This window comes from Streptomyces spiroverticillatus (assembly GCA_014650415.1).
GTDB lineage: Bacteria > Actinomycetota > Actinomycetes > Streptomycetales > Streptomycetaceae > Streptomyces > Streptomyces spiroverticillatus.
On sequence record BMUX01000001.1, the window covers coordinates 65,237 to 91,442 of the forward strand.

The window sequence follows — 26,206 nt, forward strand, 5'->3', positions numbered from 1 at the left end:
CGGGCCCGGAGGCGGGACTTGGACTCGTTCCGCGGCTCGCCGTAGGTTTGCCACCCGGCGGTGGCCGGAAGCGAGTGGATGCAGGTGGAGGCCGTGGTGGAGTCAGTGGTGGGGAGCGCGGAGCCCCGCGCCGGGCGAATATCCCCGGGTTGGGCCGTGCCGGACGGGGGCGGCGGAAGCGGCCGCGGTGCACGGCTGCTCACCGTCCTGCGGGAGCGCCTGCCGGGACCGCGGGTCCTCGCCTGGTCGTTGAGCGGGATCTTCTTCGTGCTGTACGCGACGGTCGCCGTCCTGCGTCACCGGCAGGGGCTCAACGGCGGCTTCGACATCGGGATATTCGAGCAGGCCGTGCAGGCGTACGCGCACGGGCGGGCGCCGGTCGTCGAGCTGAAGGGGCCCGGGTTCAATCTGCTCGGGGACCACTTCCATCCGATTCTGGTGCTGCTGGCGCCGTTCTACCGGGTCTTTCCCAGTCCGTACACGCTTCTGGTCGCCCAGGCGGGGCTGCTGGCGCTTGCCTGCTTCCCGTTGACGCGGTGGGCGCACCGGGCCGTCGGACCCGTGGCAGCGCTCGTGGTCGGGTGCGGGGTCGGGGCGTCCTGGGGGATCGTGTCGGCGGCTGCCAAGGACTTCCACGAGATCGCGTTCGCGGTGCCGATGCTGGCGTTCGGCGCGGTGGCGCTGGGGCAGCGGCGGTGGTGGGCGGCCGTGTTGTGGACGGCGCCGTTGCTGCTGGTCAAGGAGGATCTGGGGCTCACGCTGGCCGCTGTGGGGGCGTACATCGTCTGGCAGGCCGTACGGAACAAGGCGAGCGGGGCGCCGCTCGGGCTCGGCATCGCGGTGGTGGTGCTCGGGGTGGTGGGCAGTGCGGTGGAGATCCTCGTGCTGCTGCCGGCGATGAATCCCAGTGGTGCGTTCGCGTACTGGGCCCAGATGCCCGGTGAGGAGGGCTCCGGGGGCGGGATCCTCTCGCTCGCGCTGGGGCTCGTGTGGCCGCCGATGAAGTGGTTGCTGGTGTTCATGCTGGCGGCGCCGGTCGCCTTCGTCGGGGTGCGGTCGCCGTTGCTGCTGCTGTGCGTGCCGACGCTGGGGTGGCGGTTCGTCGCGGGGAACGAGCACTACTGGACGCCGGGGTTCCACTACAGCGCGATCCTGATGCCGGTGCTCTTCGCGGGGTTCGTGGACGTGCTGGCGAGGCGGAAGGACCTGGTGCCGGGGGTGTGGCGGCGGCGGGCGCTCGGGTTCGCGGCCGCCTTCGCGGTGGTGTCCGCTGCCGTGTATCCGCTGCATGATCTCGTGCTGCCGTCCGCCTGGCGCACCCCCGCGCATGTCGCCGTCGCCCGGCAGGTCCTCGACCGCATCCCCGACGGCGACACCGTCGCCTCCTCCAACCGGCTCGCCCCGTTCCTCACTTCGCGGACCACCGTGAGTCTGGTCTGTTACGGGACCGGGCCCGACCCGAAGGCCCTGCCGACCGGTCTTCCGGCGCACCCGCCGCGCTGGGTGGTCTTCGACCGCACCGACCCGACGGTCAAGGTGCCGTGTCCGGTCGAGCGCTCGCAGCACATGCTCAAGCTGTACCGGGAGCACGGCTATGTGCAGGTCGTCGAGGAGGACGGGGTCGTGCTGCTGCGCAGGCCGTAGCGGTCACGCGGATGCCCGCCGAGCACGGTGTCGAAGGCTTCGCCACTGCGGCTGCACGCATGTCCCCGGACCCGTCGGCCAGTCGGCCAGTCGGCCAGTCGGCCAGTCGGCCAGTCGGCCCCTAAGGATCAGTCACCCCCGAACGGCCCTGCCTGCAGCCGCAATTCACCGGAAACGATCCGCTCCGCGACCGATTCGGCCGATTCACCACCGGTGAAGGCCCGCGCCTTGATCAGCTCCAGGGCGTCGGCGACGGAGCAGCGCGCCTGCTCGGAGAGCACTCCGGCCGCCTGGTGGACGACGGCCCGCAGATCCGCACCGCCGTACAGGTCGGGTTCCCCCTCGGCGCCGAGGAGCACCCCGTCGGCCAGCGCCGCCGCCACCTCGTCCAGGGTGCCCTCCTCGGTGAGACCCGGCCGGGGGTCGAAGACGGTGAGCGCGCCGATGCAGCCCGAGGGCACGGACAGCGGCACGGAGGCGACGGCGGACAGCCCGAGTCCGGTCAGTCCCACGCCGTATCCCGGCCAGCGCAGGTCGATGTCCGCCCCGTGGGCGACCACCGGCAGGCCTGCGCTCGCCGCCTCGCGGGCCGGTCCCGTACCCAGTACGAACTCCAGGTCCTGGGCCTGGCGGGCCAGCCGGTCGGACGCGGCGACGGCCAGCTGGCCGTGGTCGACGCCGACGAGGGTGAGGGCGGCGCTGCGGGTCCCGCAGGCGTTCGCGACCTCCGTCATGAACAGCGGACGGGCGCCCCGCCCTGCGGACCACTGGATCGCGCGCCGGGCGAAGGACTCCTGGAGCCCGGCGGCGGCCCGGTGTCGCGCGGCGACCTTGCGGTGCGTCTCGGCCATCGCCCGGTGGATCGGGAGCCCGGTCTCCGCGGCGAGGCGTTCGTGCCGCTCGGCGAGACGATTCTGCCGGGCTTCGCGCGCGGCCGCCAGAACGGCGCGGCGAAGGGCTTCCGCCGCCTGGTTACCTGCCGGTTCGCGGGCCGCTCCCTGTGCCGTCATGCGACCAGCGTACGTCCGGGGGTTCAGTCCGTGTCGTCTGAAGGCACATCTTCCATCAGCAGGACCACTCCCCCGTTGTGACCGTCGAACGGGGAGCAGGTGACCGCGCAGTTGATACTGCGTCCGATGCGGTTGACGGCGGCGATGTTGACGGGCCTGGAGCGCTTCCCTGAGGCGATGCACTCCTGGATGACCTCGCGGAGCCCGCCGGTGGGCAGCCCGAAGTCCAGGGCGAAGAAGTTCTCGTCGACGACCTCGTCGGCGCGCAGGCCCCAGAGCTCGATGGCGCCCCGGTTCCAGCTCTTCACCCGCATGGTGGCGGCCAGGACGACCACTCCGGCGGCGATGGAGCTGACGACGCCCTCCAGGAAGGCGCGGGCCTCGTCGAGATCGGCGGTGCGCAGCCGCATCTCGTCGTTCATGGTCTCCAGTTCCTCGTGCCCGGACTGGAGTTCCTCGTTGGTGGTCTCCAACTCCTCGTTGGTGGACTGGAGTTCCTCGTTCGTGGTCTCCAGCTCCTCGATGGAGGACTGGAGTTCCTCGTTTGTCGTCTCCAACTCCTCGTTGGTCGACTGGAGTTCCTCATACGCGGTCTCCAGGTCCTCCCGTACGCGCTTGACCTCGGCCTTGAGCTGGGTGGCCAGGGTGACGTCGGTGAAGGTGATGTTGGTGGCGACGGGAAGGCCGGGACCGGCCGAGATCGGCTGGATGAGGATGTCGAAGTACTGGACCGAGTCGCCGAGGTGGCGCTCGGCGCCGTTGACGCGCAGGGTGCGCCGCTCGTGGGTGGCCTGGTCGATGAGGGAGCGCAGCTCGATGGGCCGGTAGGAGAGTTCCAGGTCCTGGAAGGGGCGGCCCATGTCGCCCGCGGTGAGCCCGAAGCGGGACCGCGCCTGGCTGTTGATCATGACGACGGTGCCCTCGGCGTCCAGGGCGACCCCGGCGCTGGGAGCCGCGTCCAGGATCAGGTCGCGGAGCTGGCGGGTGCGGGTGGCCTCGCGCATCTCGGGCCCGGAGCCGTGGCCCGTCCTGACCTTGTGGGTGCTGGGCGCGTACGGCAGGCCGTCGGCACCGGGTCTGCGGCGGAAGATCCGCTGGCGGATGCTGACCGCCTCGAACCGGTCCGCGTCGTTGAGCAGCATCTCGGCCTTGCCGAGGAAGAGATGGCCGCCCTCGCGCAGTGCGAAGTGGAAGCGGTCGACGATCTGGGACTGGGCCTCGACGTTGAAGTACATCAGGGTGTTGCGGCAGACCAGCAGGTCGAGCCGGGAGATCGGGGCGTCCCGGGTGATGTCGTGCCGCCCGAAGATGACCCGGCGGCGCAGGTCGGGGCGGAAGACGAACCTGGCGCCGCTCTGCTCGAAGTAGCGCTCGCGCAGTTCCGGGGTGAGCGGCTCCAGGGCCTTCGCGGTGTACAGCCCGGAGCGGGCCTCGCGCAGCGCCTCCTCGTCGACGTCGGTGGCGTAGATCTTGACCCGGTTCAGGGCCTCCTCGACGCCGAGCGCCTCGGCGAACATGATGGCCAGCGAGAACGCCTCCTCGCCGCTGGAGCAGCCCGCGCTCCACACCCGGATCTCGGCCTCGTCCCCGGCCTCCTGGACGATCTGCGGCACGACCTCGCGCTGGAGCAGGTCCCAGGCGTCCGGGTCGCGGAAGACGGAGGTGACGTTGATCAGGATGGTGTTGAACAGCGTCCGGAACTCGTCGGTGTCGGTCTCCAGCAGGTCCCGGTAGTCCGCGTAGTCCTGTATCCCGGCGTCCACCATCCGCTTGCGGATGCGGCGGCCCAGGGTGGAGCGCTTGTAGCCGGTGAAGTCGAATCCGCGGGAGTCGCGGAGGAAGTGCAGCAGTTCCTCCAGCCCCTGGTCGGCCTCCGGGCCCGCAGCCGGCTCTCTCATCACTGCTCACTGCCTCTGTTCAGGGGTCGTCGACCGGTGCGACCGATCGCTGGGTGCCCTCCGCCGCACCCACGAGAGCGCGCAGCTCCGCGGCGAGGTCCTCAAGAGGTAGCACACGGTCGACGGCCCCGGTGGCGACCGCTGCGGACGGCATCCCGTCGAACTCGGCACTGGCGGGATCCTCGGCCAGGACGGTGCCCTGCGCCTCCTTGACCCTGGCCACTCCCGTCGCACCGTCCACTCCCGTACCGGTGAGGACGCAGGCCAGCGCGCGCGGCCCGTAGACGTCGGCGGCGGAGATGAAGAGGAGGTCGGCGGAGGGCCGTACGAAATGCACGAGGTCGGCGGTGGACAGCTCCAGCACGCCGTGGGCGCGGAGCAGCAGATGCCGGTCCGGCGGTGCCACGTACACCTGCCCCGCCGTGATCCGCTCCCCCGCCTCGGCCAGTTTCACGGGCAGGGCGGAGCGCCGGGAGAGGACCTCGGCGATGAAGGTGCGGTGCGTGCGGGTGAGGTGCTGTACGACGACGACAGGCACCGGGAAGTCGGCGCCGAGGCCCGCGAGCAGCACGGTGAGCCCGTGGATGCCGCCTGCGGAGGAGGCGGTCGCGAGGACGTCGTACCGTTCCCGCGCCGCTGCCGTCCGGTCTGGCTTCTGCTCTGTGGCCCTCACACCGCGAGCGTAACGGACGCGTCCGTGACCCTCCCGGGACGAACTCGCGATCAACCCGGAACGGGCCACCCGGAGTACGCCCGCCCGCCCCCGGAGAGGAGCAGGAACATGCGCACTCCACGTGTCTCCGCCGCGGCCCTCCTGCTGCCCCTGCTCACCGGCGTCTTCGCCGTCGGCTGTTCGGGCTCGCCGGGCCGGCAACCTGCGACGGGCTGTCGCTTGCGGTGTACGGCCAGATCGTCGCGGACACCAAGAAGGAGATCGCCGACTTCGAGGAGCTCTACCCGAACGGGGGCCCGACCCGGGAGGGCGAGGACGAGAGCTGAGCGGGGGCCCGGCCCGGGGGCGCGGGAAGGGCCGGGCGGTCCGGGGCCGCGGGGAGGGCCTGGCGGTCCGGCCGGAAAGTCCGCCAGAATTTCTGCTTCCGCCCCGCATGACTCTCCCGCCCCCGGGCACGTGCCCTGGTGAGGGTCCCGCCACGTTCCCCCGTCGTGGCGGGGCCCCTTTCGCGTTGACGCGCCCGACGGTCCTGCGCCGATGCCCCACCGGTCCTGCGTCGACGCCCCCGCCAGCCCTACCTCGACGCCCCCACCAGCGGACTCCCCGCCCGCTCCAGCCACTCCCGGTACCCCTGCGCCCGCAGTGCCGCATCCCGGTAGGCGGCCTCCAAGTCGGCGTACAACAGGGGCAGTTCGGGCAGTCCGGGGCGGGCCGCCAGCAGCAGGCGTACGCCCAGGGGGTCGCCCCGCAGCGGGCGGATGGCCATGTCGTCGCGGGGGCCCGAGGTGGGCTGGCAGGGGGCGACGGCCTCGCCGATGACGATGAGGGAGGAGGCGGTGAGGTAGTCGCCGTGCAGGAGGGTCGGGTCGATGCCCGCCCGGTTGAGGACCCGGCGCAGTCCGTCGCGTTCGCCGTCGACGCTCGGGTCGACCATCCACCGGTCGCCCGCGAGGTCGGCGAGGTCCACGACCGGGGAAGCTGCGGCGGGATGGTCGAGGGCCAGGGACACGAACTGCGGTTCACGGTCGAGGAGTACGCGGAATTCCAGCTCGGGCGGCAGCCGCAGCGGGCAGCCCTCGACCTCGTGGACGAAGGCGACGTCCAGGGCGCCCGAGGCGACCATCGCGAGCAGCGCGCTGGCGGAGACGTCGACGTGGAGGGTGGTGTCGGCGTCCGGGAGCCGGAGTCTGAGTCTTCGCAGCCAGCCCGCGACGACCCGGCTCGCGGTGGAGCCGATGCGCAGGGCGGGGCCCCCGCCGGGCCGAAGCCCGTGCGTGCGGGCGGCCTCGGCGCGGGTCTCGGTGATGAGCTCGCTCATGCCGTCGACCAGCGGGCGGGCCCTGGCCAGCAGGGACTGGCCGAGCGGGGTGGGGCGGCAGCCGGTGCGACGGCGGGAGAAGAGCTCGGCGCCGACCGAGTTCTCGATCCGGCGGAGCTGGGTGGTGAGGGAGGGCTGGCTCATGCCCAGGGTGCGGGCGGCCTTGTGCAGGCTGCCCGCGTCGGCGATCGCGACGAGTGCACGAAGGTGGCGGACTTCGAGCTCCATGGGGGCGAGGGTAGGGCTGCGCCCCCATGGACACCAGAGGCCCCGCTTCCGCTTCACCGTACAACTGGCTTGTTTTCGGCAGGAGTTGAGCGAGCCGCCACAGGGGGGATGTCATGGCGTTATCAACGGTTGACATCATGTGCGGCCCGCCCCCGCTCCCCCACACTCTCCCCAGTCCCACCGAGCGCCCGGACCCGCCGGGCCACCGGACAGCAGGGAGACCCCCCACCATGAGACACCCCCGCGCCTTCTTCGCCGCCGCCCTCGGTCTCGGCCTCGCCGCCGTCGGCGCAGCCCCCGCCGCGAACGCCGTCGCGCCCGCACCCGCCGCGCAGACCTCCAGCTACGCGGCGTACGAGCAGTCCAAGGAGAACGCCGCCGCCACCAAGGCCTTCCAGGCGGCGGTCATGAAGTCGGTGCGCGAGCAGCGCGCCGCCAACCCCGGCATCAAGGTCGTCACCGTCCGCTACAGCACGACGAGCGCGCCCAGCTTCCGCACCCAGATAGCCCGTTCCACCCAGATCTGGAACAGCTCGGTGAGCAACGTGAAGCTCCAGGAGGTCACCTCCGGCGCCAACTTCACCTACCGCGAGGGCAATGACTCGCGCGGCTCCTACGCCAGCACCGACGGCCACGGCCGCGGCTACATCTTCCTGGACTACCGGCAGAACCAGCAGTACAACTCCACCCGTGTGACCGCCCACGAGACCGGTCACGTCCTCGGCCTCCCGGACCACTACTCGGGCCCGTGCAGCGAGCTGATGTCGGGCGGCGGCCCCGGCACCTCCTGCCAGAACGCCAACCCGAACGCCCAGGAGCGCGCCCGGGTGAACCAGCTGTGGGCGAACGGCCTCGCCGGCTAGCCCCGCCTCTGCGGAACGTGTGTGCCCGTACGGTCCGGACCGTACGGGCACACCCGCATGCGCTCTCAGGCCGTCGAAGCCTGCGGAGGCTTGAAATCGCCCTGTACGGGGAGCAGTTCGACCCGTGGCGGAGGGAAGGGCCCGCGATGGCCGGTGCCGGGGCCCTCGGCGGGCCTGCGTTCGAAGTCGGGGCAGCGGTGGGTCTCCTGCACGGAGCCGGAGTTGCGGTCCCAGACGGCGAGGACGGCGTCCGTGTCACCGGCCTCCCGGTAGGCGTCCTTGGCGTCCCGGAAGCAGGCGAGGCCGCCGAACAGGGCGCCGGAGCCCGCCGGGTAGTAGTCGGAGAAGGCGCAGGAGAGGCAGGACTTCAGGTAGGAGCCCTCGGGCAGTTGCCGCTGGATCTCGGCGAGCGCGCCCGCGAAGTCGTTCTCGGCGTGCCCGGAGGTGAAGAGCGCTCCGTCGAAGTGCAGGGCGAGCCCGAGGTGCAGGCGCTCCGGGTCCCCGTCGGGCGCGCCCGGGGCGGGCCGGCCGAGCGAGAGCAGGCAGCGCAGGGCGGCGCGGTGCACCGTGCCGTCGTCGTACACCGGCATCGGTATGTCCCACTCCAGGACGCAGCCGCACAGGGCTCCGGCGGGGGTGAGGGTGAAGGTGCCGTCGTCCGGGGGGACTTCGGGGTCGGGGAAGAGGCCGGTGAAGGTCTCGCCGGTGAGCTCGTGTCCCCGGATGCGGACGTGCAGGCGCCGCCCGTCGGTGCTGAGGGTGAGGGCTTCCGTACCGGCGCGATCGCGGTACCAGCCGACCCATGACTCTCCTGTCATGGGCGGGACTTTAGTGCGTCCGGGGCACCCGTCGATCATCGAGCGGGAACGGCCGCCGCGGGTGCGCGGCGGCCGCCCGGGGCGCGGTCACCGGACCTTGCGGTACGTCGAGAGGATCACGCCGTTCCCGAAACTGCGGCACGAGGTCAACTCGTAGTGGCGCAGGGCGAATCCGGCGGAGGCCATCGGGATCCCGGAGCCGACGAGGACCGGGTAGGTCTTGACGATCAGTTCGTCGATCTCCTCGACGAGCTGTCCGGCGATGTCCGCGCCGCCGCAGAGGTAGATGTCGAGCTTGCTGTCCTCCGCCTTCAACTCCCGCACCTTTTCCACCAGATCGTTCCCGATCAGCTCGACCGAGGGGTCGGGGTACTCGGTGAGGGTGCGCGAGGCGACGTACTGACGCAGGTGGGCGTACGGGCTGGGGATGCCCATGTCGTACGCGACCTGGTTGCTCCGGCGGCCCTGGACGACGGTGTCGAAGCGGGTCAGCGGTGCGTCCGCCAGCCCGACGGCCTCGCGGGCGGCGGTGGGCAGGGTGTCGGGGAACTCGCGGAACATGAACTCCTGGAAGTCCCCGAGCGACAGCGGCACGAAGAACGCGCCGTCCCCGGTGTCCGGGTCGCCGATGAAGCCGTCGATGGACGTGGCGATGTAGTAGATCAGCTTGCGCAAGCGGGTCAGCCCTTCAGCCGGGAGTAGGTGAGTACGGCGGTGCCGTTGTCGAACGTGCGGGTGGAGTCCAGCGCGAAGTGGTGCACACCGAACTCCGCGGTCAGGACGCGGACGCCGTCGCCGAGGACGACCGGGTAGAGCTTGACGACCAGTTCGTCGATCTCGTCCACGAGCTGGCCGGCGACCTCGCCGCCGCCGCCGAGGTAGATGCCGAGTCCACCCTCCTCGGCCTTCAACTCCCGCACCTTCGCGGCCAGATCGCCGGAGATCAGCTCGACCGCCGGGTCGGGGGACTCGGTGAGGCTGCGGGAGACGACGTACTGGCGCAGGTGCGCGTACGGGCTGGTGATGCCGATGTCGAGGGCGGCCTGGTAGGTGGTGCGGCCCTGGATCATCGTGTCGAAGTGGGTGTTGGGTGCCTCGTCGGCACCGAGGGCGGTGCGGACGTGGGTGGGCAGGCACTCCGGGTACTCGCCGACCAGGAAGTCCTTCAGGAACTCCTCGCTGATCGGGTAGGCGTCGATGGAGAGGTCCGGGGCGGCGATGAAGCCGTCGAGGGACATTCCGACGTAGTACGTGAGCTTTCGCAAGCTGGGTCCTTTTCGGGTCGAGTGCGGCCTTTCCGGCCTGTGGTTCCGGCTTTCCGGCCCGTGGTTCCGACCCGTCGCCGGAACCACGACAGCTATAGTGCTTCAGGTGTAGTGGTTGCGCAAGCCCCTCCCGAAAGATCTTTCGCGCCCGCCCCGAGCGCGAAGTCCCGCCAGAAAGAAGGAAGTTCATGGCCCGGAATCCCGAGCGCCGCAACGCCCTGCTCGACGCCGCCATCGAGGTCCTCACCGACGAGGGGGCCCGCGGCCTCACCTTCCGCGCGGTCGACGCCCGGGCCGGCACCCCCACCGGCACCGCCTCCAACTACTTCGCCGACCGCGACGCCCTCCTCGCGCAGACCGCGACACGGGTCAACGAGCGGATGGTCCCGGATCCGGAGCACGTGGCGTCCCTGATGGCCGCCGAGCCGTCCCGGGAGCTGATCGTGCACCTCATGCGGGACCTCGTACGCCGGATGACCGCCGAGCGTTCCGGCTACCTCGCCATGCTGGAACTGCGCCTGGAGGCCACCCGGCGGCCCGCGCTCCGCGAGGAGCTGAACCGGACCGTCCGGGAGCAGTACGACGGCAACCTCCAGTTCCACCTGGCGTCGGGCCTGCCGGGCGACGCCGACGCCATGCGCGTCCTCTACCTCGCCATGACCGGCCTGCTGGTGGAGCACTTCACCCTGCCGGAGATGCTCTCGGACACGCCCGAGGCCCTGGACGAGCTGGTGGCGGTCACGGTGGAGCGCATCTTCCCGGCAGCATGAAATCCCTTACGCATGGCCCTACTTCTGCGGATACGTCTGCGGCTCGCGCCACATCGGGTACATCAGCGGCCCCCCGTCCGGCAGCCGCAGCGGCTCCCCCAGGTCGGCGAAGCCCCTGCGCCGGTACAGCTCCCGGCTGCGCCCGCTGCTCGCCTCCAGGTAGGCGGCCGTGCCCTCCCGGTCGCACTGCTCCAGCACGGGCTGCATCAGCGCGGTGCCGAGGCCCTCGCCCTGCCGCTCCGGGTCCACGGCGATGATCCACAGGTAGGCGTGCTCGCGGTGGTGCGGGTGGTGGGCGGCCGTGAAGGTCCCGACCAGTTCGATGCGTACGTTGTCGGGGTCGACGGCGGCACGCAACTGGGCCGGCCCGTCGTCCGGCTCCGGCTCGCCCGCCGGGGTGGGCAGCCACATCGCGACCGCCGACAGGTCCTCCGTCACGTCCACCCAGCCGTGCTTGAGGACCAGGTCGAAGAAGGCCCCCATCATCTGCCCGTGCACCCGCTCGTAGTGCGCGGCCTCGGGGAATATCCACTGGCTCACCGGGTCGTGGCGGAACGCCGCGTCCACCAGCGGCAGCACCGCCTCCCGGTCCGCCGCGGTCGCCTGCCGTATCCGTACGCCCATGCTCGTCTCCGTATCCCCGCCCGCTCCACTGCGACGGACGTCCGTGCTCAACGAACGCCCATGATCGCAGAGTTGGGGATACGGGGACGGGCCCGCCGGAATTCCCCGGCGGGCCCCGCACCCCGTGGGCCCCGCTCCCCCCGTGCCCCACGCCCCCCTGTGCCCCGCGCCCCCGCGCTCAGCGCGTCCTGCGGGTCACGAACTCGGCGAGCGCGAGCAGGTCGTCGGCCGCGGTCAGGTCCGGCACCGCCCTGGAGAGGTGGTGCACGGCCCTGGCCATGCGGTCGGCGGCCTGGCTCTGCGCCCAGTCGCGGCCCCCGGCCCGTTCCACGGCGTCGGCGGCTCGACGTACCGTGGCGGTGTCCATGGCGGGACCCCGGTAGAGCTCCGCCAGTTCGGCGGCGGCCGGGGAGCCGGAGGCCATCGCCGCCACGACGGGCAGCGACTTCTTGTGCGCGGCCAGATCGGCGCCGGCGGGCTTGCCGGTGTGGGCGGGGTCGCCCCAGATGCCGATCAGGTCGTCGATGAGCTGGAAGGCGAGCCCGGCCTCGCGGCCGAAGGAGTCCATCGCCTCGACCTCGTCGGGCGCGGCCCCCGCGTACAGCGCGCCGATCGCGCAGGCGCAGCCGAGCAGGGCCCCGGTCTTGGCCTCGGCCATGGTGAGGCACTCGGCGATGGTGACGTCCTGCGGCGCCCGGTTCTCGAACGCGCAGTCCGCCTGCTGGCCCGCGCAGAGCTCGATGACGCAGGCCGAGAGCCGGGCGGAGGCCTGCTGGGCGGCCGGGTGCGGGTCCTCGGCCAGCACCCGCAGGGCGAGCGCGCACAGGGCGTCGCCCGCGATGATCGCGTCGGGGATGCCGAACACCGTCCAGGCCGTGGGCCGGTTCCGGCGGGTCGGGTCCTCGTCGATCACGTCGTCGTGCAGCAGGGTGAAGTTGTGCGCCAACTCGACCGCTGCCGCCGCGTGTTCGGCCTGTCGGGTGTCCCCGCCGAGCGCGTGCACGGCGGCCAGGACGAGGGCGGGCCGGATCGCCTTGCCCGCGTGCGCCGAGGCCGCGGTGCCGTCGGCCCGCTCCCAGCCGAAGTGGTACCGGGCGATCCGGCGGATCTGCCCCGGCAGCGAGTCGACCGTCTCCCGCAGCCGGGGATCGACGGCGGTCCTGGTACGGGCGAGGAGTTCGGCGGCGCCCTCCGGGCCGCCCGCGCTGCCTGCTGCCCGGGTCGTGGTCATCGTCAATGCCAACTCCCTCCGTACCGGGGGGTGCCGATGCCCCAGCACCGACGCCCCCACTCACCCCTTACCCCCTCGGGCCGTCCCCTCCCCGCACCCCCCCGCTACCTCCAGCGGCCGATCTCCACGTTCTCCAGCACGCCCAGCGCGTCCGGCACCAGGACGGCGGCCGAGTAGTAGGCGGTCACCAGGTACGAGATGAGGGCCTGCTCGTCGATGCCCATGAAGCGCACCGAGAGGCTCGGCTCGATCTCGTCCGGCAGTCCGGTCTGGTGCAGGCCGATGACGCCCTGCTCCTCAAGTCCCGTACGCATGCAGATGATCGAGGTCGTCCGGGCGTCGCTGATCGGGATCTTGTTGCACGGGAAGATCGGGACGCCGCGCCAGGCCGGGATCTGGTTGCCGCCGACGTCGACGCTGTCCGGCACCAGGCCGCGCTTGTTGAACTCGCGGCCGATCGCGGCGATGGCGCGCGGGTGGGCCAGGAAGAACTTGTTGCCGCGCCGCCGCGACAGCAGCTCGTCCAGGTCGTCGGGGCTGGGCACGCCGTCGTGCGGCTGGAGGCGCTGCCCGTAGTCGCAGTTGGCCAGGAGGCCGAAGTCCTTGTTGTTGACCAGCTCGTCCTCCTGGCGCTCGCGGAGCGCCTCGACGGTGAGCCGCAACTGCTGCTCGGTCTGGTTCATCGGCGTGTTGTAGAGGTCCGCGACGCGCGTGTGCACCTTCAGCACGGTCTGCGCGACGGAGAGTTCGTACTCGCGCGGCGCCGCGTCGTAGTCCACGAAGGTGTGCGGGACCAGGGCCTCGCCGACATGTCCGGCGGACAGGTCGATGGGGGCCTCGCCGAACTTGTTGGTGCGCTGGCGCGGGAGGTCGCGCACCCCTGCGAGGTGGTCGCGCAGGGACTCGACCCGGTCGGCGAGGGTGAGGACGTGGGTCCGGGTCAGGGCGAGGACCGTGCACGCGGTGGCGGCCTTCGCGGTGTACCCCCAGGAGGCGTCCTCCTCGACGAGGGCCTGGTCGCCGAAGTACGAGCCGTCCGCGAGGACGCCGAGCACCTGCTCCTCCCCGTACGGACCCGACCCGATCTTCTCGACCCGGCCGTGCGCCAGCAGGTAGACGGTGTCCGCGCCGTCGCCCTCGTTCGCGATGACGTCCCCGGCGGCGAACTCGCGCTGCTCGCAGCGCTGCGCCAGCTCCCGGAGCACGTCCTGGTCACCGTACGTCCGCAGGGCGGGAAGCTCTCCCAGCTCGCCCGGGATGACGGCCACTTGGCTGCCGGTCTGCACGAACTCCACCCGGCCGTCCCCGACCGAGTAGCTCAGCCTGCGGTTGACCCGGTACGCGCCGCCCTGGACCTGCACCCAGGGGAGCATCCGCAGCAGCCAGCGGGAGGTGATCTCCTGCATCTGCGGGGCGGACTTGGTGGTGGTCGCCAAGTTCCGCGCGGCGGCCGTACCGAGACTCTGCTGCGGCGGCGCCTGCTGTTCGCGGATCTCGGAACCTGCCTCGACCGACATCTGACTCCCTCTCACGGCTTATGTGCTGACCTGCGGCAGAAGCCTTTCAGCGCGGGGAGTGCCAGCGCCATTACACAAAAGAGTGTGACTAGATCACCGGAGAAGAGGGAATCCCGCGCGTCGGGTTGACCCCTGGAGGCTCCCGGGTTGGCCGGATCGGCTCGCACGCCGTACGAACGGGCTGTTACGGAGGGTCATCTTCCGGTACAAGCGGTAGCAGCGATTCCGCTCTTTGAGCTCCCCCTCTCCCCCACGGAGGCCCCCATGGCCAACCCCCTCTCCGCCGACGCCTTCCTGTCCGCACTGCGCGCCGAGGGGGTGACCGTGGTGGAAGTCGGCAACTGGCGCACCCACAACCGGCACGGTCACGGCCCGTGGGGCCCGGTCCACGGCGTGATGATCCACCACACCGTCACCAAGGGCACGGCCTCGACGGTCGCCCTGTGCCGCGACGGCCACGCGGCCCTGCCGGGTCCGCTGTGCCACGGCGTCATCGCCAAGGACGGCACGGTCCACCTGGTCGGCTACGGCCGGGCCAACCACGCGGGCCTCGGCGACGACGACGTGCTGCGCGCCGTGATCGCCGAGAAGCGCCTCCCGCCGGACAACGAGGCCAACACGGACGGCAACCGCCACTTCTACGGCTTCGAGTGCGAGAACCTCGGCGACGGCGAGGACCCCTGGCCTGCCGCCCAGCTGGAGGCCGTCGAACGCGTCTCGGCAGCGATCTGCCGCGCCCACGGCTGGAGCTCCGGCTCGGTCCTGGGCCACCTGGAATGGCAACCGGGCAAGGTCGACCCGAGGGGCTTCACGATGGACGCGATGCGGGAACGGGTCCGGGACCGGCTGAAGTAGGGGGCGGGGCCCCGTTCCGTGCGGGTGCGTCGTGGCTGGTCGCGCAGTTCCTCGCGCCCCTGATGGCATGCGCTCCGGGCAGCCGTCGCGCAGGACAATGGCCCCGTGCCCCCCGACCTGCGCCCCAGCCTCCCCTCCCCCCTCACCCCCCTCCCCGACCCCCGCTTCGACGACCACGGCGTACAGCTCCTCCTCAAGCGGGACGACCTGATTCACCCGGACCTCCCGGGCAACAAGTGGCGCAAGCTCTCCCTCAACCTCCGCGCCGCCGAGGGCCGGCCCCTTCTCACCTTCGGCGGTGCCTACTCCAACCACCTGCGCGCCACCGCCGCCGCAGGCCGCCTGCTGGGCGTCCCGACCGTCGGCGTCGTCCGGGGCGACGAGCTCGCCGGGAAGCCCCTCAACCCGTCCCTCGCCCAGTGCGCCGCCGACGGCATGCGGCTGCGCTTCGTCTCGCGTGCGGACTACCGGCGCCGTGCGGACCCGGCGTACCTCTCCGAGCTCCTCACCCCCTTCCCCGAGGCGTACGTCATCCCCGAGGGCGGCAGCAACGCCCTCGCCGCGCAGGGGTGCACCGAGCTGGGCCGGGAGCTGCACGGCGGGACGGACGTGGCGGCCGTCGCCTGCGGCACGGGCGGCACCCTGGCGGGGCTGGCCGCAGGGCTCGCCCCGGGGCAGCGGGCGCTCGGCGTGCCCGTGCTGAAGGGCGGTTTCCTGGAGGAGGAGGTCGTACGGCTCCAGTCCGAAGCCTTCGGGGGGCGCCGGGGCGAGTGGTCGCTCGCCGAGGACTTCCACTGGGGCGGTTACGCCCGTACGCCTCCCGAGCTGCTCGCCTTCGCGGAGGACTTCGAGACCCGCCACGGGGTGCCGGTCGAGCGGATCTACGTGGCCAAGCTGCTGCACGCCCTGGTCGAGCTGACGGCCAGGGGAGCCTTCCCGCCGGGAACCCGGCTGACGGCGGTCGTCACCGGCCGCCCGTAAGGGGCCCTACTCCTCCCGCCACCCCGCCGCCTCCTCCAGGTCCAGCCTCCGCAGCAGCGTCCGCAGCATCTCGTCGTCGATCCGCCGCGCGTCCCGCAGCTCCACGAAGACCGCCCGTTCCGCGTCGATGACCTCCCGGGCCACCCGCCGGTACGTCTCGTCCGCCGACTCGCCGGTCTCCTCGTTGACCGCCCCGAGCCGCTCCCAGACCGCGTTGCGCCGCCGTTCCAGCACCGTGCGCAGCCGGTCCTCCAGCGGTCCCGGCAATCTGTTGACGGGGTCGGCGAGCAGTTCGTCCAGCCGCGCCTCGGCCGCCGTCGACGCCTCGCTCTGCGCCTGCGCCTCCGCCAGGGTCTCCGCGTACGCGTCCCGGCCCGGCACCTTCAGCGCCCGGATCAGCGGCGCCAGCGTCAGCCCCTGCACCCCGAGCGTGCCGATCACAGTCGTGAACGTCAGGAAGAGGATCAGGTTGCGTCCCGGGAACGGCTCGCCCTGCGCCGTCATCGGGATCGAGAAGGCGATGGCGAGCGAGACCACGCCCCGCATCCCCGCCCACCCCACGATGATCGGCGCGGCCACCGTCGTGTCCGGCTCGCGCGTCCTGATCCGCTCCGACAGCAGCCTCGGCAGATACGTCGCGGGGAAGACCCACAGGAACCGCACCCCCACCACCAGCAGGAACACCACCGCCGCGTACCCGACGGCCGCCCAGCCCTCGTACGGTCCGAGCCCCGCCAGCACCACCGGCAACTGCAAGCCGATCAGCGCGAAGACCGTCGACTCCAGGACGAACGACACCATCTTCCAGACCGCCGCCTCCTGGAGCCGGGTCGCGAAGTCGACCTTCCAGGACCGGTGCCCGAGGAAGAGGGCGACGACCACGACCGCCAGCACCCCGGACGCGTGCACGTACTCGGCCGTCGCATACGCGACGAAGGGAATCAGCAGCGACAGCGTGTTCTGGAGGATCGCCTCCTTCAGATGGGTCCGCAGCCAGTGCAGTGGCACCATCAGCAGCAGCCCCACCCCGATGCCGCCCACCGCCGCCACCAGGAACTCCTGCACCCCGGCGCTCCAGCTCGCGCCCTCACCGACCGCCGCCGCGAGGGCGACCTTGTACGCGGTGATGGCGGTGGCGTCGTTGACCAGCGACTCCCCCTGGAGGATCGCCGTGATCCTGGGCGGCAGCCCCAGCCTGCGGGCGATGGCGGTGGCCGCCACCGCGTCCGGCGGCGCGATCACCGCCCCCAGCACCAGCGCCGAGGTGAGCGGCAGCCCCGGGACCACCAGATGGACCAGCCACCCCACCAGCACGGTCGCGAAGAGCACGTACCCCACCGACAGGAACGCCACCGGCCGCAGATTCGCCCGCAGGTCCAGGTACGAGCTCTCCAGCGCGGCGGTGTGCAGCAACGGCGGCAGCAGCAGCGGCAGCACGATGTGCGGGTCGAGCGTGTACTCCGGCACGCCGGGCACGTACGCCGCCCCGATCCCCACCGCGACCAGCAGCAGCGGCGCCGGGATCGGGGTGCGTCGGGCCAGCCCGGCCACCGCCGCGCTCACCGCGATCAGCGCCAACAGCCACGTTGCGTCCATCGGATTCGGCCCGTCCCTGGTCGGCAGCACGTCGTACAGCACGTCGAACACCCATTACGTCATGAACAATGGCTCCCATGAACGACTGTCCGCATGTCGAAGAGCTGCCGCAGCCGGCCCCGGAGCCGCTGAGCGACACCTGCCCGGAGTGCCTGGCCGCCGGCACCCACCCCGTGCAGCTGCGCATCTGCCTGGTCTGCGGGCACGTCGGCTGCTGCGACTCCTCGCCCGGCCGGCACGGCACCGCGCACTTCACCGACACCGGCCATCCGGTGATGCGCAGCTTCGAGCCGGGCGAGAGCTGGCGCTGGTGCTTCGTCGACGGTTCGATCGTCTGAGACCGGTTCGTGCCCTGCCGGACCGGTTCGACCGTCCGGGGCCTGGGTACGTCAACCCCTCATCGGTGCCGTCCAATTGAGCCCCGCACACCCCTAGCCACTGTCCGTACGCATGGGCTTACCATGTGTGACATCTCGCCGGGCAGGGGGCCCGGCGACACGGGGCGGCGGATCGCGATAGCGTCACCGGCGATAGACGTAACAGACGTACCGCTTGTGCCACCTTGGAGGTGAGGGTGTCCCCTATCGCAGGCGAGCCCGGGAACCAGGACTTCGTGGAGGTCCGGCTGCCCGCTGCGGGTGCCTACCTGTCGGTGCTGCGTACGGCCACGGCCGGCCTCGCAGCGCGTTTGGACTTCACCCTCGACGAGATCGAGGACTTGCGCATCGCGGTCGACGAGGCGTGCGCGATCCTGCTCCAGCAGGCCGTGCCCGGCTCCGTCCTCAGCTGTGTGTTCCGGCTGGTGGACGACTCACTGGAAGTGACGGTCTCGGCGCCCACCACCGACGGCCGCGCACCCGAACGCGACACGTTCGCGTGGACGGTGCTGTCCGCCCTCGCCGGCAAGGTCGACGCGACCGTCGCCGAGGACAAGACGGTCAGCATCAGCCTGTACAAACAGCGCGGCGCGGGTCCCGGTCCGGTATGAGCGGGGACGGGCCGGTGCGGGACGAGGAGCGCAGCAGGCGGGCGCTGAACGGGATTCCTGAGCAGCAGGCCCGCCCGCACCCGGCGGAAGAGGCTCAGGCGGCAGAGCGGGCGGCGGACCAGATGAGCGACGAGAAGCGCGACGAGAAGCACGTCGACGAGAAGACCTCTCCGGAGGTCCACCCCGGCACCGGCGAGATCGCGGCCGAGACGCACGACAGCGCCTTGGACGTGCCCGAGCCCCACCGGGAGCGTGCCGACGCCGAGGTGCCCAATCCCCGGGACCGCTCGGGGGCCAGGCTGCTCTTCGTCGAGCTGCGCGGGCTGCCCGACGGCTCCCCGGAGAAGGCCGAGCTGCGCAACCGTCTGGTACGGATGCACCTGCCGCTGGTCGAGCACCTGGCGCGGCGCTTCCGCAACCGGGGGGAGCCGCTGGACGACCTGACCCAGGTCGCCACGATCGGGCTGATCAAGTCGGTGGACCGGTTCGACCCGGAGCGGGGCGTCGAGTTCTCGACGTACGCGACCCCGACCGTCGTCGGTGAGATCAAGCGGCACTTCCGCGACAAGGGCTGGGCGGTACGGGTGCCGCGCCGCCTCCAGGAGCTGCGGCTCTCGCTGACCTCGGCGACGGCGGAGCTGTCCCAGCAGCACGGCCGCTCGCCGACCGTGCACGAGCTGGCGGAGCGCCTGGCGATCTCCGAGGAGGAGGTCCTGGAGGGCCTGGAGTCCGCCAACGCGTACTCCACGCTGTCCCTGGACGTCCCCGACACGGACGACGAGTCCCCGGCGGTCGCCGACACCCTGGGCGCGGAGGACGTGGCGCTGGAGGGCGTGGAGTACCGCGAGTCCCTCAAGCCGCTGCTCGAAGATCTGCCGCCGCGCGAGAAGAAGATCCTGCTGCTGCGCTTCTTCGGCAACATGACCCAGTCGCAGATCGCCCAGGAGGTCGGCATCTCGCAGATGCACGTCTCCCGGCTGCTGGCCCGCACCCTGGCCCAGCTCCGCGAGAAGCTCCTCGTCGAGGAGTAGTCCGGCTGTACGGGACGGGGCCCGTCCGGCGCTCAGGCGCCGCGCGGGCCCCTCTTGATGCCCAGGGCGTCCACGACGGCCGGGTTCAGCAGCAGCGCCAGCGAGACCACGGCGATCGCCCCGAGGGCGATGCCGGCCGGGATGGAGAAGGCGGCGTCGGTGGTCATCAGGGTGTACGCGACGGGCAGCGCCATCAGCTGGGTGATCACGGCGGGGCCGCGGCTCCAGCTCCTGCGCATCCGCAGCCCGTTCGCCGCGAGCAGCGGCAGCACGGCGAGCGCGACGAGGGTGAGCCCGCCCATCTCGGCCTGCTCGGGCCGGTCCGGGCTGCCGAAGAGCCCCATCACCAGCATGTAGAGGCCGACGGCGACCAGCGCGAAGCCCTCCACCGCCACCAGCACGGCGGCGGCGCCCAGCCGGGCGGGACGAGCCTCCCGCGGATGCGGCACGACCGGCGACTCGGGCAGCGGCTGCTCGTCCGGGACCCCGGACTTGGCCGCGGGCTTGGCGGCGGACTTCCGTACGGACTTTTTACTCACTCTTGCAGGGTAACGAGAGCCCACGTGACCCAGCACTCGAACCCCTCGCTCCGACCTTCACATCCCCACCCCGGTAACCTGCACCGCATGCGCGCACTTCTCGTGGTCAATCCGGCAGCAACCACCACCAGTGCCCGCACCCGGGACGTCCTGATCCACGCCCTGGCCAGCGAGATGAAGCTGGAGACGGTCACCACCGAGTACCGCGGCCACGCCCGCGACCTGGGCCGCCGGGCCGCCGACAACGCCGACACCATCGATCTGGTGGTCGCGCTCGGTGGCGACGGCACCGTCAACGAGGTCGTCAACGGACTGCTGCACGAGGGTCCCGACCCCGAGCGGCTGCCCGGATTCGCGGTCGTCCCCGGCGGTTCCACGAATGTCTTCGCCCGCGCACTCGGTCTTCCCAATGACGCCGTAGAGGCGACGGGCGCCCTTTTGGACGCACTGCGTACCGGAAGCGAACGCACAGTGAGCCTCGGGCTCACAAAGGGCGTACCGGGAACGGAGGACGAAGCCGTTCCGGAACGCTGGTTCACCTTCTGTGCCGGACTCGGATTCGACGCCGGCGTCATCGGCCGGGTCGAACAGCAGCGGGAACGCGGAAAGCGGTCGACGCACGCGCTCTATCTGCGTCAGGTGGTCCGGCAATTCCTCGAGGAACCGCACCGCAGGCACGGTGTGATTTCCCTGGAGAGGCCCGGTGAGGACCCGGTGACCGACCTCGTTCTGGCGATAGTCTGCAACACCTCCCCCTGGACCTACCTGGGGAATCGTCCGCTGTACGCCTCCCCGGAGGCGTCCTTCGAGACCGCTCTCGACGTGCTGGGCCTCAGCCGTCTCTCCACCCCTGCGGTCACCCGTTACGCGACGCAGCTCCTCACTTCCACACCGGAGCGCGGCCCGCACGGCAAGCACGCCGTCACACTCCACGACCTGACGGACTTCACCTTGCATTCGAAGGTGCCACTGCCGCTTCAAATGGACGGTGACCACCTGGGATTGCGTACGAGCGTCGCGTTCACAGGCGTTCGCCGTGCACTGCGTGTGATTGTGTGAGTGGAAGGGCCTAAAGTCCTTTATCTCGAACGTACGGACTGCCATCCACCCCATGGAAGTACGGCTGTGACCTAGCCGACACCGAGGAATCAAAAAAAACTTCTCGGAAGGGGTTGTATCCGCCGACGAGGTTTGCGAGTCTCTTCATGGCGATCGGGACGGCCCGCAACACCGGCCTCCCTGAGAACCAGAATCCCTCCTCACACTCAGGACCACAACCAGTGTTCGCTGGAAGTCGGCCCTTCCCCTGTGAGGGGATTCGTGAAAGCGTTCACATTCACAAGCAACGTGCATGTCACAAGGAGAGGTAGCAGCCATGGACTGGCGTCACAACGCCGTTTGTCGTGAGGAAGACCCGGAGCTGTTCTTCCCCATCGGCAACACCGGTCCTGCGCTGCTGCAGATCGAGGAAGCCAAGGCCGTCTGCCGCCGCTGCCCCGTCATGGAGCAGTGCCTGCAGTGGGCGCTCGAGTCCGGCCAGGACTCGGGTGTCTGGGGTGGCCTCAGCGAGGACGAGCGCCGCGCGATGAAGCGCCGCGCCGCTCGCAACCGGGCGCGCAACGCGACCGCCTGACCCACCCTGCTTCGAGCCTGAGCTCGGCGGCGCATACAGCGCGTATGCAGTCACCGCCCCCGAATCGCAGCGCGCAGTACCCCCCAATGCGCAGTAAAGCGTGAGCAGTTGAGCCCCGGACCGTCACCTCGGTCCGGGGCTCTTCGCTGTGCTTTTGGGGCGTGTACGGGGACTACTTCTGCGGCCGCACCGGGATGTCCAGCACCACGCGCGTCCCGCGCTCGGGGCCTCGGACCATGTCGAAGGTCCCGCCCAATTCGCCCTCGACCAGCGTCCGTACGATCTGGAGCCCCAGGTTGCCGGCCTTCTTCGGGTCGAAGCCCTCGGGCAGGCCGCGCCCGTCGTCCAGCACGGTGAGCAGCAGCCGCGCCTCGGCCGACGTCCCGCCGCGCACGGCGGAGACCTCCACCGTGCCCTCGTCGCCGGGGGCGAAGGCGTGCTCCAGGGCGTTCTGCAGAATCTCTGTCAGGACCATGGACAGCGGGGTGGCGACCTCGGCATCGAGGATCCCGAACCGACCGGTCCGGCGGCAGGTCACCTTTCCGGGCGAAATCTCCGCGACCATCGCGAGCACCCGGTCGGCGATCTCGTCGAACTCGACGCGCTCGTCCAGGTTCTGGGACAGCGTCTCGTGGACGATCGCGATCGAACCGACGCGCCGCACCGCCTCGTTGAGGGCCTCGCGCCCCTGGTCGGAGTCCATCCTCCGAGACTGGAGTCTCAACAGAGCGGCAACCGTCTGGAGGTTGTTCTTCACCCGGTGGTGGATCTCCCGGATGGTGGCGTCCTTGGTGATCAACTCCCGCTCGCGGCGGCGCAGTTCGGTGACGTCCCGGCAGAGCACCAGGGACCCGATCCGGGTGCCCTTGGGCTTGAGCGGAATCGCCCGGAGCTGGATCACTCCCCCGCTGCCCTCGACCTCGGTCTCCCGGGGCGCGTACCCGCTGGCCAGCTTGACCAGGGCCTCGTCGACGGGGCCGCGGGAGGGGGCGAGTTCGGCGGTGGCCTGCCCGAGGTGATGCCCCACCAGGTCGGAGGCGAGGCCGAGGCGGTGGTAGGCGGACAGGGCGTTGGGGCTGGCGTACTGGACGATCCCGTCCGCGTCGAGGCGGATCAGCCCGTCCCCGACGCGCGGGGAGGCGTCCATGTCGACCTGCTGCCCGGGGAAGGGAAACGATCCGGCAGCGATCATCTGCGCCAGGTCGGACGCACTCTGGAGGTACGTCAGCTCCAGCCGGCTGGGCGTGCGGACCGTGAGCAGGTTCGTGTTCCGCCCGATGACACCGAGCACCCGCCCCTCCCGCCGCACGGGAATCGACTCCACCCGCACCGGCACCTCCTCGCGCCACTCCGGGTCGCCCTCGCGCACGATGCGGCCCTCGTCGAGGGCGGCGTCGAGCAGCGGGCGGCGGCCGCGCGGGACCAGGTGGCCGACCATGTCGTCGTGGTACGACGTGGGGCCGGTGTTCGGCCGCATCTGCGCCACGGAGACATAACGGGTGCCGTCGAGGGTGGGAACCCACAGCACGAGGTCGGCGAAGGACAGGTCGGAGAGCAGCTGCCACTCCGAGACCAGCAGGTGGAGCCACTCGAGGTCGGACTCGCTGAGGGCGGTGTGCTGGCGTACGAGATCGTTCATGGAGGGCACGGGGTCGAACATACCCGTAACCTGTGCGACAACCGGCCGTGCACAGGCGTAGACAGGGCTTAGTGGTCTAGTCCACAATGGCCGGGCAAAGCTTCATCCTCCCCGCACAGGAGGGTGAAATCGAGGGACTGGCGCTCTCTGCCCTGACTGCGCCCGCCCCTCCTCACGGCCGGAGGCACCGCACACCGCCGGCCGATGCAACTCCGGGCTGCGGTGCCGGGTGGGCTGAGGGTCCCGCCGGGCGCCGTGGCCCGCGGGTGTTCCTAGGCCTCTGCCCCCGGCCAGGCCACCATCGCCAGGGCCGCCACCGCCTCCAGTTCCTCCTTGCCCGCCCCGTCGCGGGCCTGCTGCGACATGCCCTGGAGGACGGCTCCGGAGAAGCGGGCGAGGGCTTCGGGGTCGGTGGTGGGCGGGAGGGTTCCGGTCGCCATGTCGGCGCGGACGCGGGAGGCGAAGGCGGCGATGTTGGCCTCGCGGCGCGCACGGAGGGACTGCTCGACCTCGGGGGTCGAGCAGTTGGCGGCGGCGGAGATCACCAGGCAGCCGCGCGGGTGGGCGGGGTCGGTGTACTCGGTCGCCGCCTCGCGGAGCAGGCGGGCGATGCCGGCGCGGGCGGTGGGCTCCTCCGCCAGGGCGCGGGCACCGAAGGCGCCGTGGGTTTGTGCGTACGCGCCCACCACCTCCGCGAAGAGCGCCTTCTTGTCGCCGAACGCGGCGTACAGGCTCGGGGCGGCGATGCCCATCACGCGGGTGAGGTCGGCGACCGAGGTCGTCTCGTAGCCGTGTTCCCAGAAGGCCGTCATGGCCTTCTCCAGGGCCGCCTCCCGGTCGAAGGAGCGGGGCCTGCCGCGCTGCTTGGTCGCCATGCGGGGATTGTATAGCGCCCGTTACGTATTTCTGGTCCTCAGCGGGTCTCCGTGACCTTGGCGAGAGCCCTGGGGGCGTCCGGGTCCTGCCCCCGGGCGAGAGTGATCTCGTACGCCAGGAGCTGGAGCGGAAGGATGTCGAGGATCGGCTGGAGTTCCTCGGGGACGGACTCCGTGGGGACGGGGAAGCCCGAGGAGGCGCGGGCGACCTGGGCGGCCGGGCCGACGACGAAGAGGTCGGCGCCGCGGCCGCGGAGGCGGTCCAGGACGGGCTGGAGGGCCTCGCCGCCGCGGCCGGAGGTGACGACCGCGATCACCGGGGAGATGTTGTCGACCATGGCGAGGGGGCCGTGGAGGAGGTCAGCGCCGGAGTAGGAGAGGGCGGGGATGTAGCTCGTCTCCATGAGCTTGAGGGCGGCCTCCTTGGCCGTGGGGTAGCCGTAGCCGCGTGAGGTGATGACCATGCGTTCGGCGAAGCGGTAGCGGGCGGCCAGCGAGCGGATCTCGTCCTGGCGGGCCAGGATGCCCGCCGCCAGGTCGGGGAGGACGGCGGCGGCCGCCGTGCCGTCCCGCGACTGGAGGCCCTGGACGAGGAGGTGGAGGGCGAGGAGGGAGGCCGTGTAGGTCTTGGTGGCGGGGAGGGCCTTCTCGGGGCCGGCCAGGATGTCGATGTGGTGTTCGGAGACCGCCGCGAGGGGCGAGTCGGGGTTGTTGGTGACCGCGAGGGTGAGCGCACCGGCCTCGCGGGCGGCACGGGTGGAGGCCACCAGGTCCGGGGAGCCGCCGGACTGGCTGACCGTGACGACCAGGACGTCGCGGAGGTAGGGGCGGGCCCCGTAGGCGGTCGTGGTCGACATGGAGGTCAGGCCGCAGGGCAGGCCCAGCTGGATTTCCAGGAGGTACTTGGCGTACAGGGCGGCGTTGTCGGAGGTGCCGCGCGCCGTGAGGAGCACGAAGCGGGGGCTCTTCGCGGCGATCGCCTGTGCGGTCTCGAAGATGCGCGGGGCGGCGTCGGCCAGGATCCGCCGCAGGACCTGGGGCTGTTCCGCCATTTCGGCGGACATCAGGCGGCCGGGGCGCTCCGAGGAGGGCGGCCCGTCGAGCGGGGCGGGGGCCGACATCCCCTGCGCCGGGCGTTCTACGGGGGACATGGCGGACCTCCCGGACCTGCCTCGTACGAAGGCTGCTCGAGGTGACGAATGCTCGGGGCCAGTCGACCATGGGAGTTCACGGGGCCGCCAGTGGAAGGACGGCCCGGCGTCCGTGGATGTGCAGGAAGGACAGGTGGGAGGCCCTCCCCTCTGTTAGATTGGTCTATACCACAGATCGTTTGGCCCCCCACTTGAGACACCTCGGCTCACGGTCTCTCCACTCCCACACAGACAGGCAGGCATCAGCGTGGAAGTTGTCATCGTTCCGGACGCCAAGGCAGGCGGCGAGCTCATCGCGCAGAGCATCGCGAACCTGCTGGGCAGCAAGCCCGACGCCCTGCTCGGTGTCGCCACCGGTTCGTCCCCGCTGCCCATCTACACGGCCCTGACCGCCAAGGTCGCCGCCGGTGAGGTGGACGCGTCCAGGGCCCGCATCTGCCAGCTGGACGAGTACGTGGGCCTGCCGGCCGGGCACCCCGAGTCGTACCGCGCGACCGTCCTGCGCGAGGTCGTGGAGCCGCTGGGGCTGACCGAGGCGTCCTTCTTCGGCCCGGACGGCTCCGCCGAGGACGTGCAGGCCGCGTGCGAGGCGTACGACAAGGCGCTCGCCGAGGCCGGCGGCGTCGACCTCCAGATCCTGGGCATCGGCACCGACGGGCACATCGGCTTCAACGAGCCCTGCTCCTCGCTGGCTTCGCGCACCCGCATCAAGACGCTGACCCAGCAGACCATCGACGACAACGCGCGCTTCTTCGACGGCGACACCGCCCAGGTCCCGCGCCACGTCATCACCCAGGGCATCGGCACCATCCTGGACGCCCGTCACCTGGTCCTGCTGGCCACCGGCGAGGGCAAGGCCGAGGCCGTCGCGCAGACCGTCGAGGGCCCGCTCTCGGCGCTCGTGCCGGCCTCCGCGCTCCAGCTGCACCCGCACGCGACCGTCGTCGTCGACGAGGCCGCCGCGTCCAAGCTGAAGCTGGCGGACTACTTCCGTCACACCTACGCCAACAAGCCGGTGTGGCAGGGACTTTAAGCTCCCGAAAGCTCCACGGACGTACG

Annotated in this window: 26 protein-coding genes; 11 read left to right on the forward strand and 15 right to left on the reverse strand. The window is 71.3% G+C overall.

Translation table 11 applies throughout. The features are described from left to right. Nucleotides 1–60: 60 nt before the first annotated feature. Nucleotides 61–1,644 (forward strand): DUF2079 domain-containing protein, encoded by a 1,584-nt coding sequence (locus IE269_RS00325; RefSeq protein ID WP_229897372.1) that lies wholly within the window; start codon nt 61–63, stop codon nt 1,642–1,644. A 128-nt stretch (nt 1,645–1,772) separates the two neighbouring features. Here the strand turns inward: IE269_RS00325 and IE269_RS00330 are convergent, their stop codons facing one another. From IE269_RS00330 to IE269_RS00345, 4 genes are all read right to left on the reverse strand, one after another. Continuing rightward, nucleotides 1,773–2,654, reverse strand: a complete 882-nt coding sequence (locus tag IE269_RS00330; RefSeq protein WP_189820624.1) for a GAF and ANTAR domain-containing protein — start codon at nt 2,652–2,654, stop codon at nt 1,773–1,775. Between the two features lie 23 nt (nt 2,655–2,677). Continuing rightward, complete coding sequence (locus tag IE269_RS00335) at nt 2,678–4,552, reverse strand: CheR family methyltransferase (RefSeq protein WP_189820625.1); 1,875 nt, start codon at nt 4,550–4,552, stop codon at nt 2,678–2,680. Nucleotides 4,553–4,571: 19 nt separating this feature from the next. After that, a complete protein-coding gene (locus IE269_RS42895; protein ID WP_229897373.1) occupies nt 4,572–5,225 on the reverse strand; it encodes a chemotaxis protein CheB in 654 nt (217 codons plus the stop codon). Between the two features lie 574 nt (nt 5,226–5,799). Then, nucleotides 5,800–6,771, reverse strand: a complete 972-nt coding sequence (locus IE269_RS00345) for a LysR family transcriptional regulator (RefSeq protein ID WP_189820627.1) — start codon at nt 6,769–6,771, stop codon at nt 5,800–5,802. Nucleotides 6,772–7,001: 230 nt separating this feature from the next. Here IE269_RS00345 and snpA point away from each other — a divergent pair, with 230 nt between their 5' ends. Next, entirely contained in the window at nt 7,002–7,634 is a 633-nt protein-coding gene (gene snpA / locus IE269_RS00350; RefSeq protein WP_189820628.1) for a snapalysin, read from the forward strand. A 65-nt stretch (nt 7,635–7,699) separates the two neighbouring features. Here the strand turns inward: snpA and IE269_RS00355 are convergent, their stop codons facing one another. From IE269_RS00355 to IE269_RS00365, 3 genes are all read right to left on the reverse strand, one after another. After that, nucleotides 7,700–8,452, reverse strand: a complete 753-nt coding sequence (locus IE269_RS00355) for a DUF6304 family protein (protein WP_229897374.1) — start codon at nt 8,450–8,452, stop codon at nt 7,700–7,702. An 87-nt stretch (nt 8,453–8,539) separates the two neighbouring features. Next, a complete protein-coding gene (locus IE269_RS00360; RefSeq protein ID WP_189820629.1) occupies nt 8,540–9,127 on the reverse strand; it encodes a dihydrofolate reductase family protein in 588 nt (195 codons plus the stop codon). 5 nt (nt 9,128–9,132) lie between these two features. After that, nucleotides 9,133–9,717: a dihydrofolate reductase family protein gene (locus tag IE269_RS00365; RefSeq protein WP_189820630.1), complete on the reverse strand. Its 585-nt coding sequence runs from the start codon at nt 9,715–9,717 to the stop codon at nt 9,133–9,135. Between the two features lie 188 nt (nt 9,718–9,905). Here IE269_RS00365 and IE269_RS00370 point away from each other — a divergent pair, with 188 nt between their 5' ends. Then, nucleotides 9,906–10,487 (forward strand): TetR/AcrR family transcriptional regulator, encoded by a 582-nt coding sequence (locus tag IE269_RS00370; protein ID WP_189820631.1) that lies wholly within the window; start codon nt 9,906–9,908, stop codon nt 10,485–10,487. An 18-nt stretch (nt 10,488–10,505) separates the two neighbouring features. Here IE269_RS00370 and IE269_RS00375 read toward each other — a convergent pair whose 3' ends face one another. The 3 genes from IE269_RS00375 to IE269_RS00385 all read right to left on the reverse strand — a co-directional run bounded on the left by IE269_RS00375 (nt 10,506) and on the right by IE269_RS00385 (nt 13,859). Further along, a complete protein-coding gene (locus IE269_RS00375) occupies nt 10,506–11,111 on the reverse strand; it encodes a GNAT family N-acetyltransferase (RefSeq protein WP_189820632.1) in 606 nt (201 codons plus the stop codon). 178 nt (nt 11,112–11,289) lie between these two features. After that, nucleotides 11,290–12,342 (reverse strand): family 2 encapsulin nanocompartment cargo protein polyprenyl transferase, encoded by a 1,053-nt coding sequence (locus tag IE269_RS00380; RefSeq protein ID WP_189820633.1) that lies wholly within the window; start codon nt 12,340–12,342, stop codon nt 11,290–11,292. 104 nt (nt 12,343–12,446) lie between these two features. Beyond that, nucleotides 12,447–13,859 carry a family 2B encapsulin nanocompartment shell protein gene (locus IE269_RS00385; protein ID WP_189820634.1) on the reverse strand — a complete coding sequence of 471 codons (1,413 nt, stop codon included), beginning with the start codon at nt 13,857–13,859 and terminating at the stop codon, nt 12,447–12,449. A gap of 264 nt (nt 13,860–14,123) precedes the next feature. On the opposite strand from IE269_RS00385, the gene IE269_RS00390 reads away from it, so the two are divergent. After that, complete coding sequence (locus tag IE269_RS00390; protein ID WP_189820635.1) at nt 14,124–14,714, forward strand: N-acetylmuramoyl-L-alanine amidase; 591 nt, start codon at nt 14,124–14,126, stop codon at nt 14,712–14,714. Nucleotides 14,715–14,819: 105 nt separating this feature from the next. Next, nucleotides 14,820–15,695 carry a 1-aminocyclopropane-1-carboxylate deaminase/D-cysteine desulfhydrase gene (locus IE269_RS00395; protein ID WP_189820636.1) on the forward strand — a complete coding sequence of 292 codons (876 nt, stop codon included), beginning with the start codon at nt 14,820–14,822 and terminating at the stop codon, nt 15,693–15,695. Nucleotides 15,696–15,701: 6 nt separating this feature from the next. Here the strand turns inward: IE269_RS00395 and IE269_RS00400 are convergent, their stop codons facing one another. After that, nucleotides 15,702–17,291 (reverse strand): Na+/H+ antiporter, encoded by a 1,590-nt coding sequence (locus IE269_RS00400; protein ID WP_189821310.1) that lies wholly within the window; start codon nt 17,289–17,291, stop codon nt 15,702–15,704. Nucleotides 17,292–17,368: 77 nt separating this feature from the next. Between IE269_RS00400 and IE269_RS00405 the strand changes: the two genes are divergently transcribed. The 3 genes from IE269_RS00405 (at nt 17,369) to IE269_RS00415 (ending at nt 19,310) form a co-directional block, all read left to right on the forward strand. Next, a complete protein-coding gene (locus IE269_RS00405) occupies nt 17,369–17,629 on the forward strand; it encodes a UBP-type zinc finger domain-containing protein (protein WP_189820637.1) in 261 nt (86 codons plus the stop codon). A 236-nt stretch (nt 17,630–17,865) separates the two neighbouring features. Then, the gene (locus IE269_RS00410; RefSeq protein ID WP_189820638.1) at nt 17,866–18,279 is read left to right on the forward strand and encodes an ATP-binding protein; all 414 of its coding nucleotides are present in this window, start codon (nt 17,866–17,868) and stop codon (nt 18,277–18,279) included. Then, a complete protein-coding gene (locus IE269_RS00415) occupies nt 18,276–19,310 on the forward strand; it encodes an RNA polymerase sigma factor SigF (protein WP_189820639.1) in 1,035 nt (344 codons plus the stop codon). The genes IE269_RS00410 and IE269_RS00415 overlap by 4 nt, the downstream gene beginning before the upstream one ends. Before the next feature lie 32 nt (nt 19,311–19,342). Here IE269_RS00415 and IE269_RS00420 read toward each other — a convergent pair whose 3' ends face one another. After that, entirely contained in the window at nt 19,343–19,849 is a 507-nt protein-coding gene (locus IE269_RS00420; RefSeq protein ID WP_438817512.1) for a hypothetical protein, read from the reverse strand. A gap of 87 nt (nt 19,850–19,936) precedes the next feature. Between IE269_RS00420 and IE269_RS00425 the strand changes: the two genes are divergently transcribed. Together IE269_RS00425 and IE269_RS00430 are read left to right on the forward strand one after the other, a co-directional pair. After that, complete coding sequence (locus IE269_RS00425) at nt 19,937–20,908, forward strand: diacylglycerol/lipid kinase family protein (protein WP_189820640.1); 972 nt, start codon at nt 19,937–19,939, stop codon at nt 20,906–20,908. A gap of 316 nt (nt 20,909–21,224) precedes the next feature. Next, the gene (locus IE269_RS00430) at nt 21,225–21,482 is read left to right on the forward strand and encodes a WhiB family transcriptional regulator (RefSeq protein ID WP_004937597.1); all 258 of its coding nucleotides are present in this window, start codon (nt 21,225–21,227) and stop codon (nt 21,480–21,482) included. A 172-nt stretch (nt 21,483–21,654) separates the two neighbouring features. Here the strand turns inward: IE269_RS00430 and IE269_RS00435 are convergent, their stop codons facing one another. From IE269_RS00435 to IE269_RS00445, 3 genes are all read right to left on the reverse strand, one after another. Continuing rightward, nucleotides 21,655–23,121 (reverse strand): sensor histidine kinase, encoded by a 1,467-nt coding sequence (locus tag IE269_RS00435; protein ID WP_189821312.1) that lies wholly within the window; start codon nt 23,119–23,121, stop codon nt 21,655–21,657. A gap of 272 nt (nt 23,122–23,393) precedes the next feature. Then, complete coding sequence (locus tag IE269_RS00440; protein ID WP_189820641.1) at nt 23,394–23,996, reverse strand: TetR/AcrR family transcriptional regulator; 603 nt, start codon at nt 23,994–23,996, stop codon at nt 23,394–23,396. Nucleotides 23,997–24,034: 38 nt separating this feature from the next. Then, a complete protein-coding gene (locus IE269_RS00445) occupies nt 24,035–25,117 on the reverse strand; it encodes an SIS domain-containing protein (protein WP_189821313.1) in 1,083 nt (360 codons plus the stop codon). Nucleotides 25,118–25,394: 277 nt separating this feature from the next. On the opposite strand from IE269_RS00445, the gene nagB reads away from it, so the two are divergent. Beyond that, nucleotides 25,395–26,180 carry a glucosamine-6-phosphate deaminase gene (gene nagB, locus IE269_RS00450; protein WP_189820642.1) on the forward strand — a complete coding sequence of 262 codons (786 nt, stop codon included), beginning with the start codon at nt 25,395–25,397 and terminating at the stop codon, nt 26,178–26,180. The last annotated feature ends 26 nt before the right edge of the window (nt 26,181–26,206 follow it).

What these genes read in the sequence shown, in the direction of transcription:
- IE269_RS00330 (WP_189820624.1), bottom strand. Translation starts at nt 2,654, where the DNA reads ATGACGGCACAGGGAGCGGCCCGCGAACCGGCAGGTAACCAGGCGGCG.
- IE269_RS00335 (WP_189820625.1), bottom strand. Translation starts at nt 4,552, where the DNA reads ATGAGAGAGCCGGCTGCGGGCCCGGAGGCCGACCAGGGGCTGGAGGAA.
- IE269_RS00345 (WP_189820627.1), bottom strand. Translation starts at nt 6,771, where the DNA reads ATGGAGCTCGAAGTCCGCCACCTTCGTGCACTCGTCGCGATCGCCGAC.
- snpA (WP_189820628.1), top strand. Translation starts at nt 7,002, where the DNA reads ATGAGACACCCCCGCGCCTTCTTCGCCGCCGCCCTCGGTCTCGGCCTC.
- IE269_RS00355 (WP_229897374.1), bottom strand. Translation starts at nt 8,452, where the DNA reads ATGACAGGAGAGTCATGGGTCGGCTGGTACCGCGATCGCGCCGGTACG.
- IE269_RS00370 (WP_189820631.1), top strand. Translation starts at nt 9,906, where the DNA reads ATGGCCCGGAATCCCGAGCGCCGCAACGCCCTGCTCGACGCCGCCATC.
- IE269_RS00375 (WP_189820632.1), bottom strand. Translation starts at nt 11,111, where the DNA reads ATGGGCGTACGGATACGGCAGGCGACCGCGGCGGACCGGGAGGCGGTG.
- IE269_RS00380 (WP_189820633.1), bottom strand. Translation starts at nt 12,342, where the DNA reads ATGACCACGACCCGGGCAGCAGGCAGCGCGGGCGGCCCGGAGGGCGCC.
- IE269_RS00385 (WP_189820634.1), bottom strand. Translation starts at nt 13,859, where the DNA reads ATGTCGGTCGAGGCAGGTTCCGAGATCCGCGAACAGCAGGCGCCGCCG.
- IE269_RS00390 (WP_189820635.1), top strand. Translation starts at nt 14,124, where the DNA reads ATGGCCAACCCCCTCTCCGCCGACGCCTTCCTGTCCGCACTGCGCGCC.
- IE269_RS00400 (WP_189821310.1), bottom strand. Translation starts at nt 17,291, where the DNA reads ATGGACGCAACGTGGCTGTTGGCGCTGATCGCGGTGAGCGCGGCGGTG.
- IE269_RS00405 (WP_189820637.1), top strand. Translation starts at nt 17,369, where the DNA reads ATGAACGACTGTCCGCATGTCGAAGAGCTGCCGCAGCCGGCCCCGGAG.
- IE269_RS00415 (WP_189820639.1), top strand. Translation starts at nt 18,276, where the DNA reads ATGAGCGGGGACGGGCCGGTGCGGGACGAGGAGCGCAGCAGGCGGGCG.
- IE269_RS00425 (WP_189820640.1), top strand. Translation starts at nt 19,937, where the DNA reads ATGCGCGCACTTCTCGTGGTCAATCCGGCAGCAACCACCACCAGTGCC.
- IE269_RS00430 (WP_004937597.1), top strand. Translation starts at nt 21,225, where the DNA reads ATGGACTGGCGTCACAACGCCGTTTGTCGTGAGGAAGACCCGGAGCTG.
- IE269_RS00435 (WP_189821312.1), bottom strand. Translation starts at nt 23,121, where the DNA reads ATGAACGATCTCGTACGCCAGCACACCGCCCTCAGCGAGTCCGACCTC.
- IE269_RS00440 (WP_189820641.1), bottom strand. Translation starts at nt 23,996, where the DNA reads ATGGCGACCAAGCAGCGCGGCAGGCCCCGCTCCTTCGACCGGGAGGCG.
- IE269_RS00445 (WP_189821313.1), bottom strand. Translation starts at nt 25,117, where the DNA reads ATGTCGGCCCCCGCCCCGCTCGACGGGCCGCCCTCCTCGGAGCGCCCC.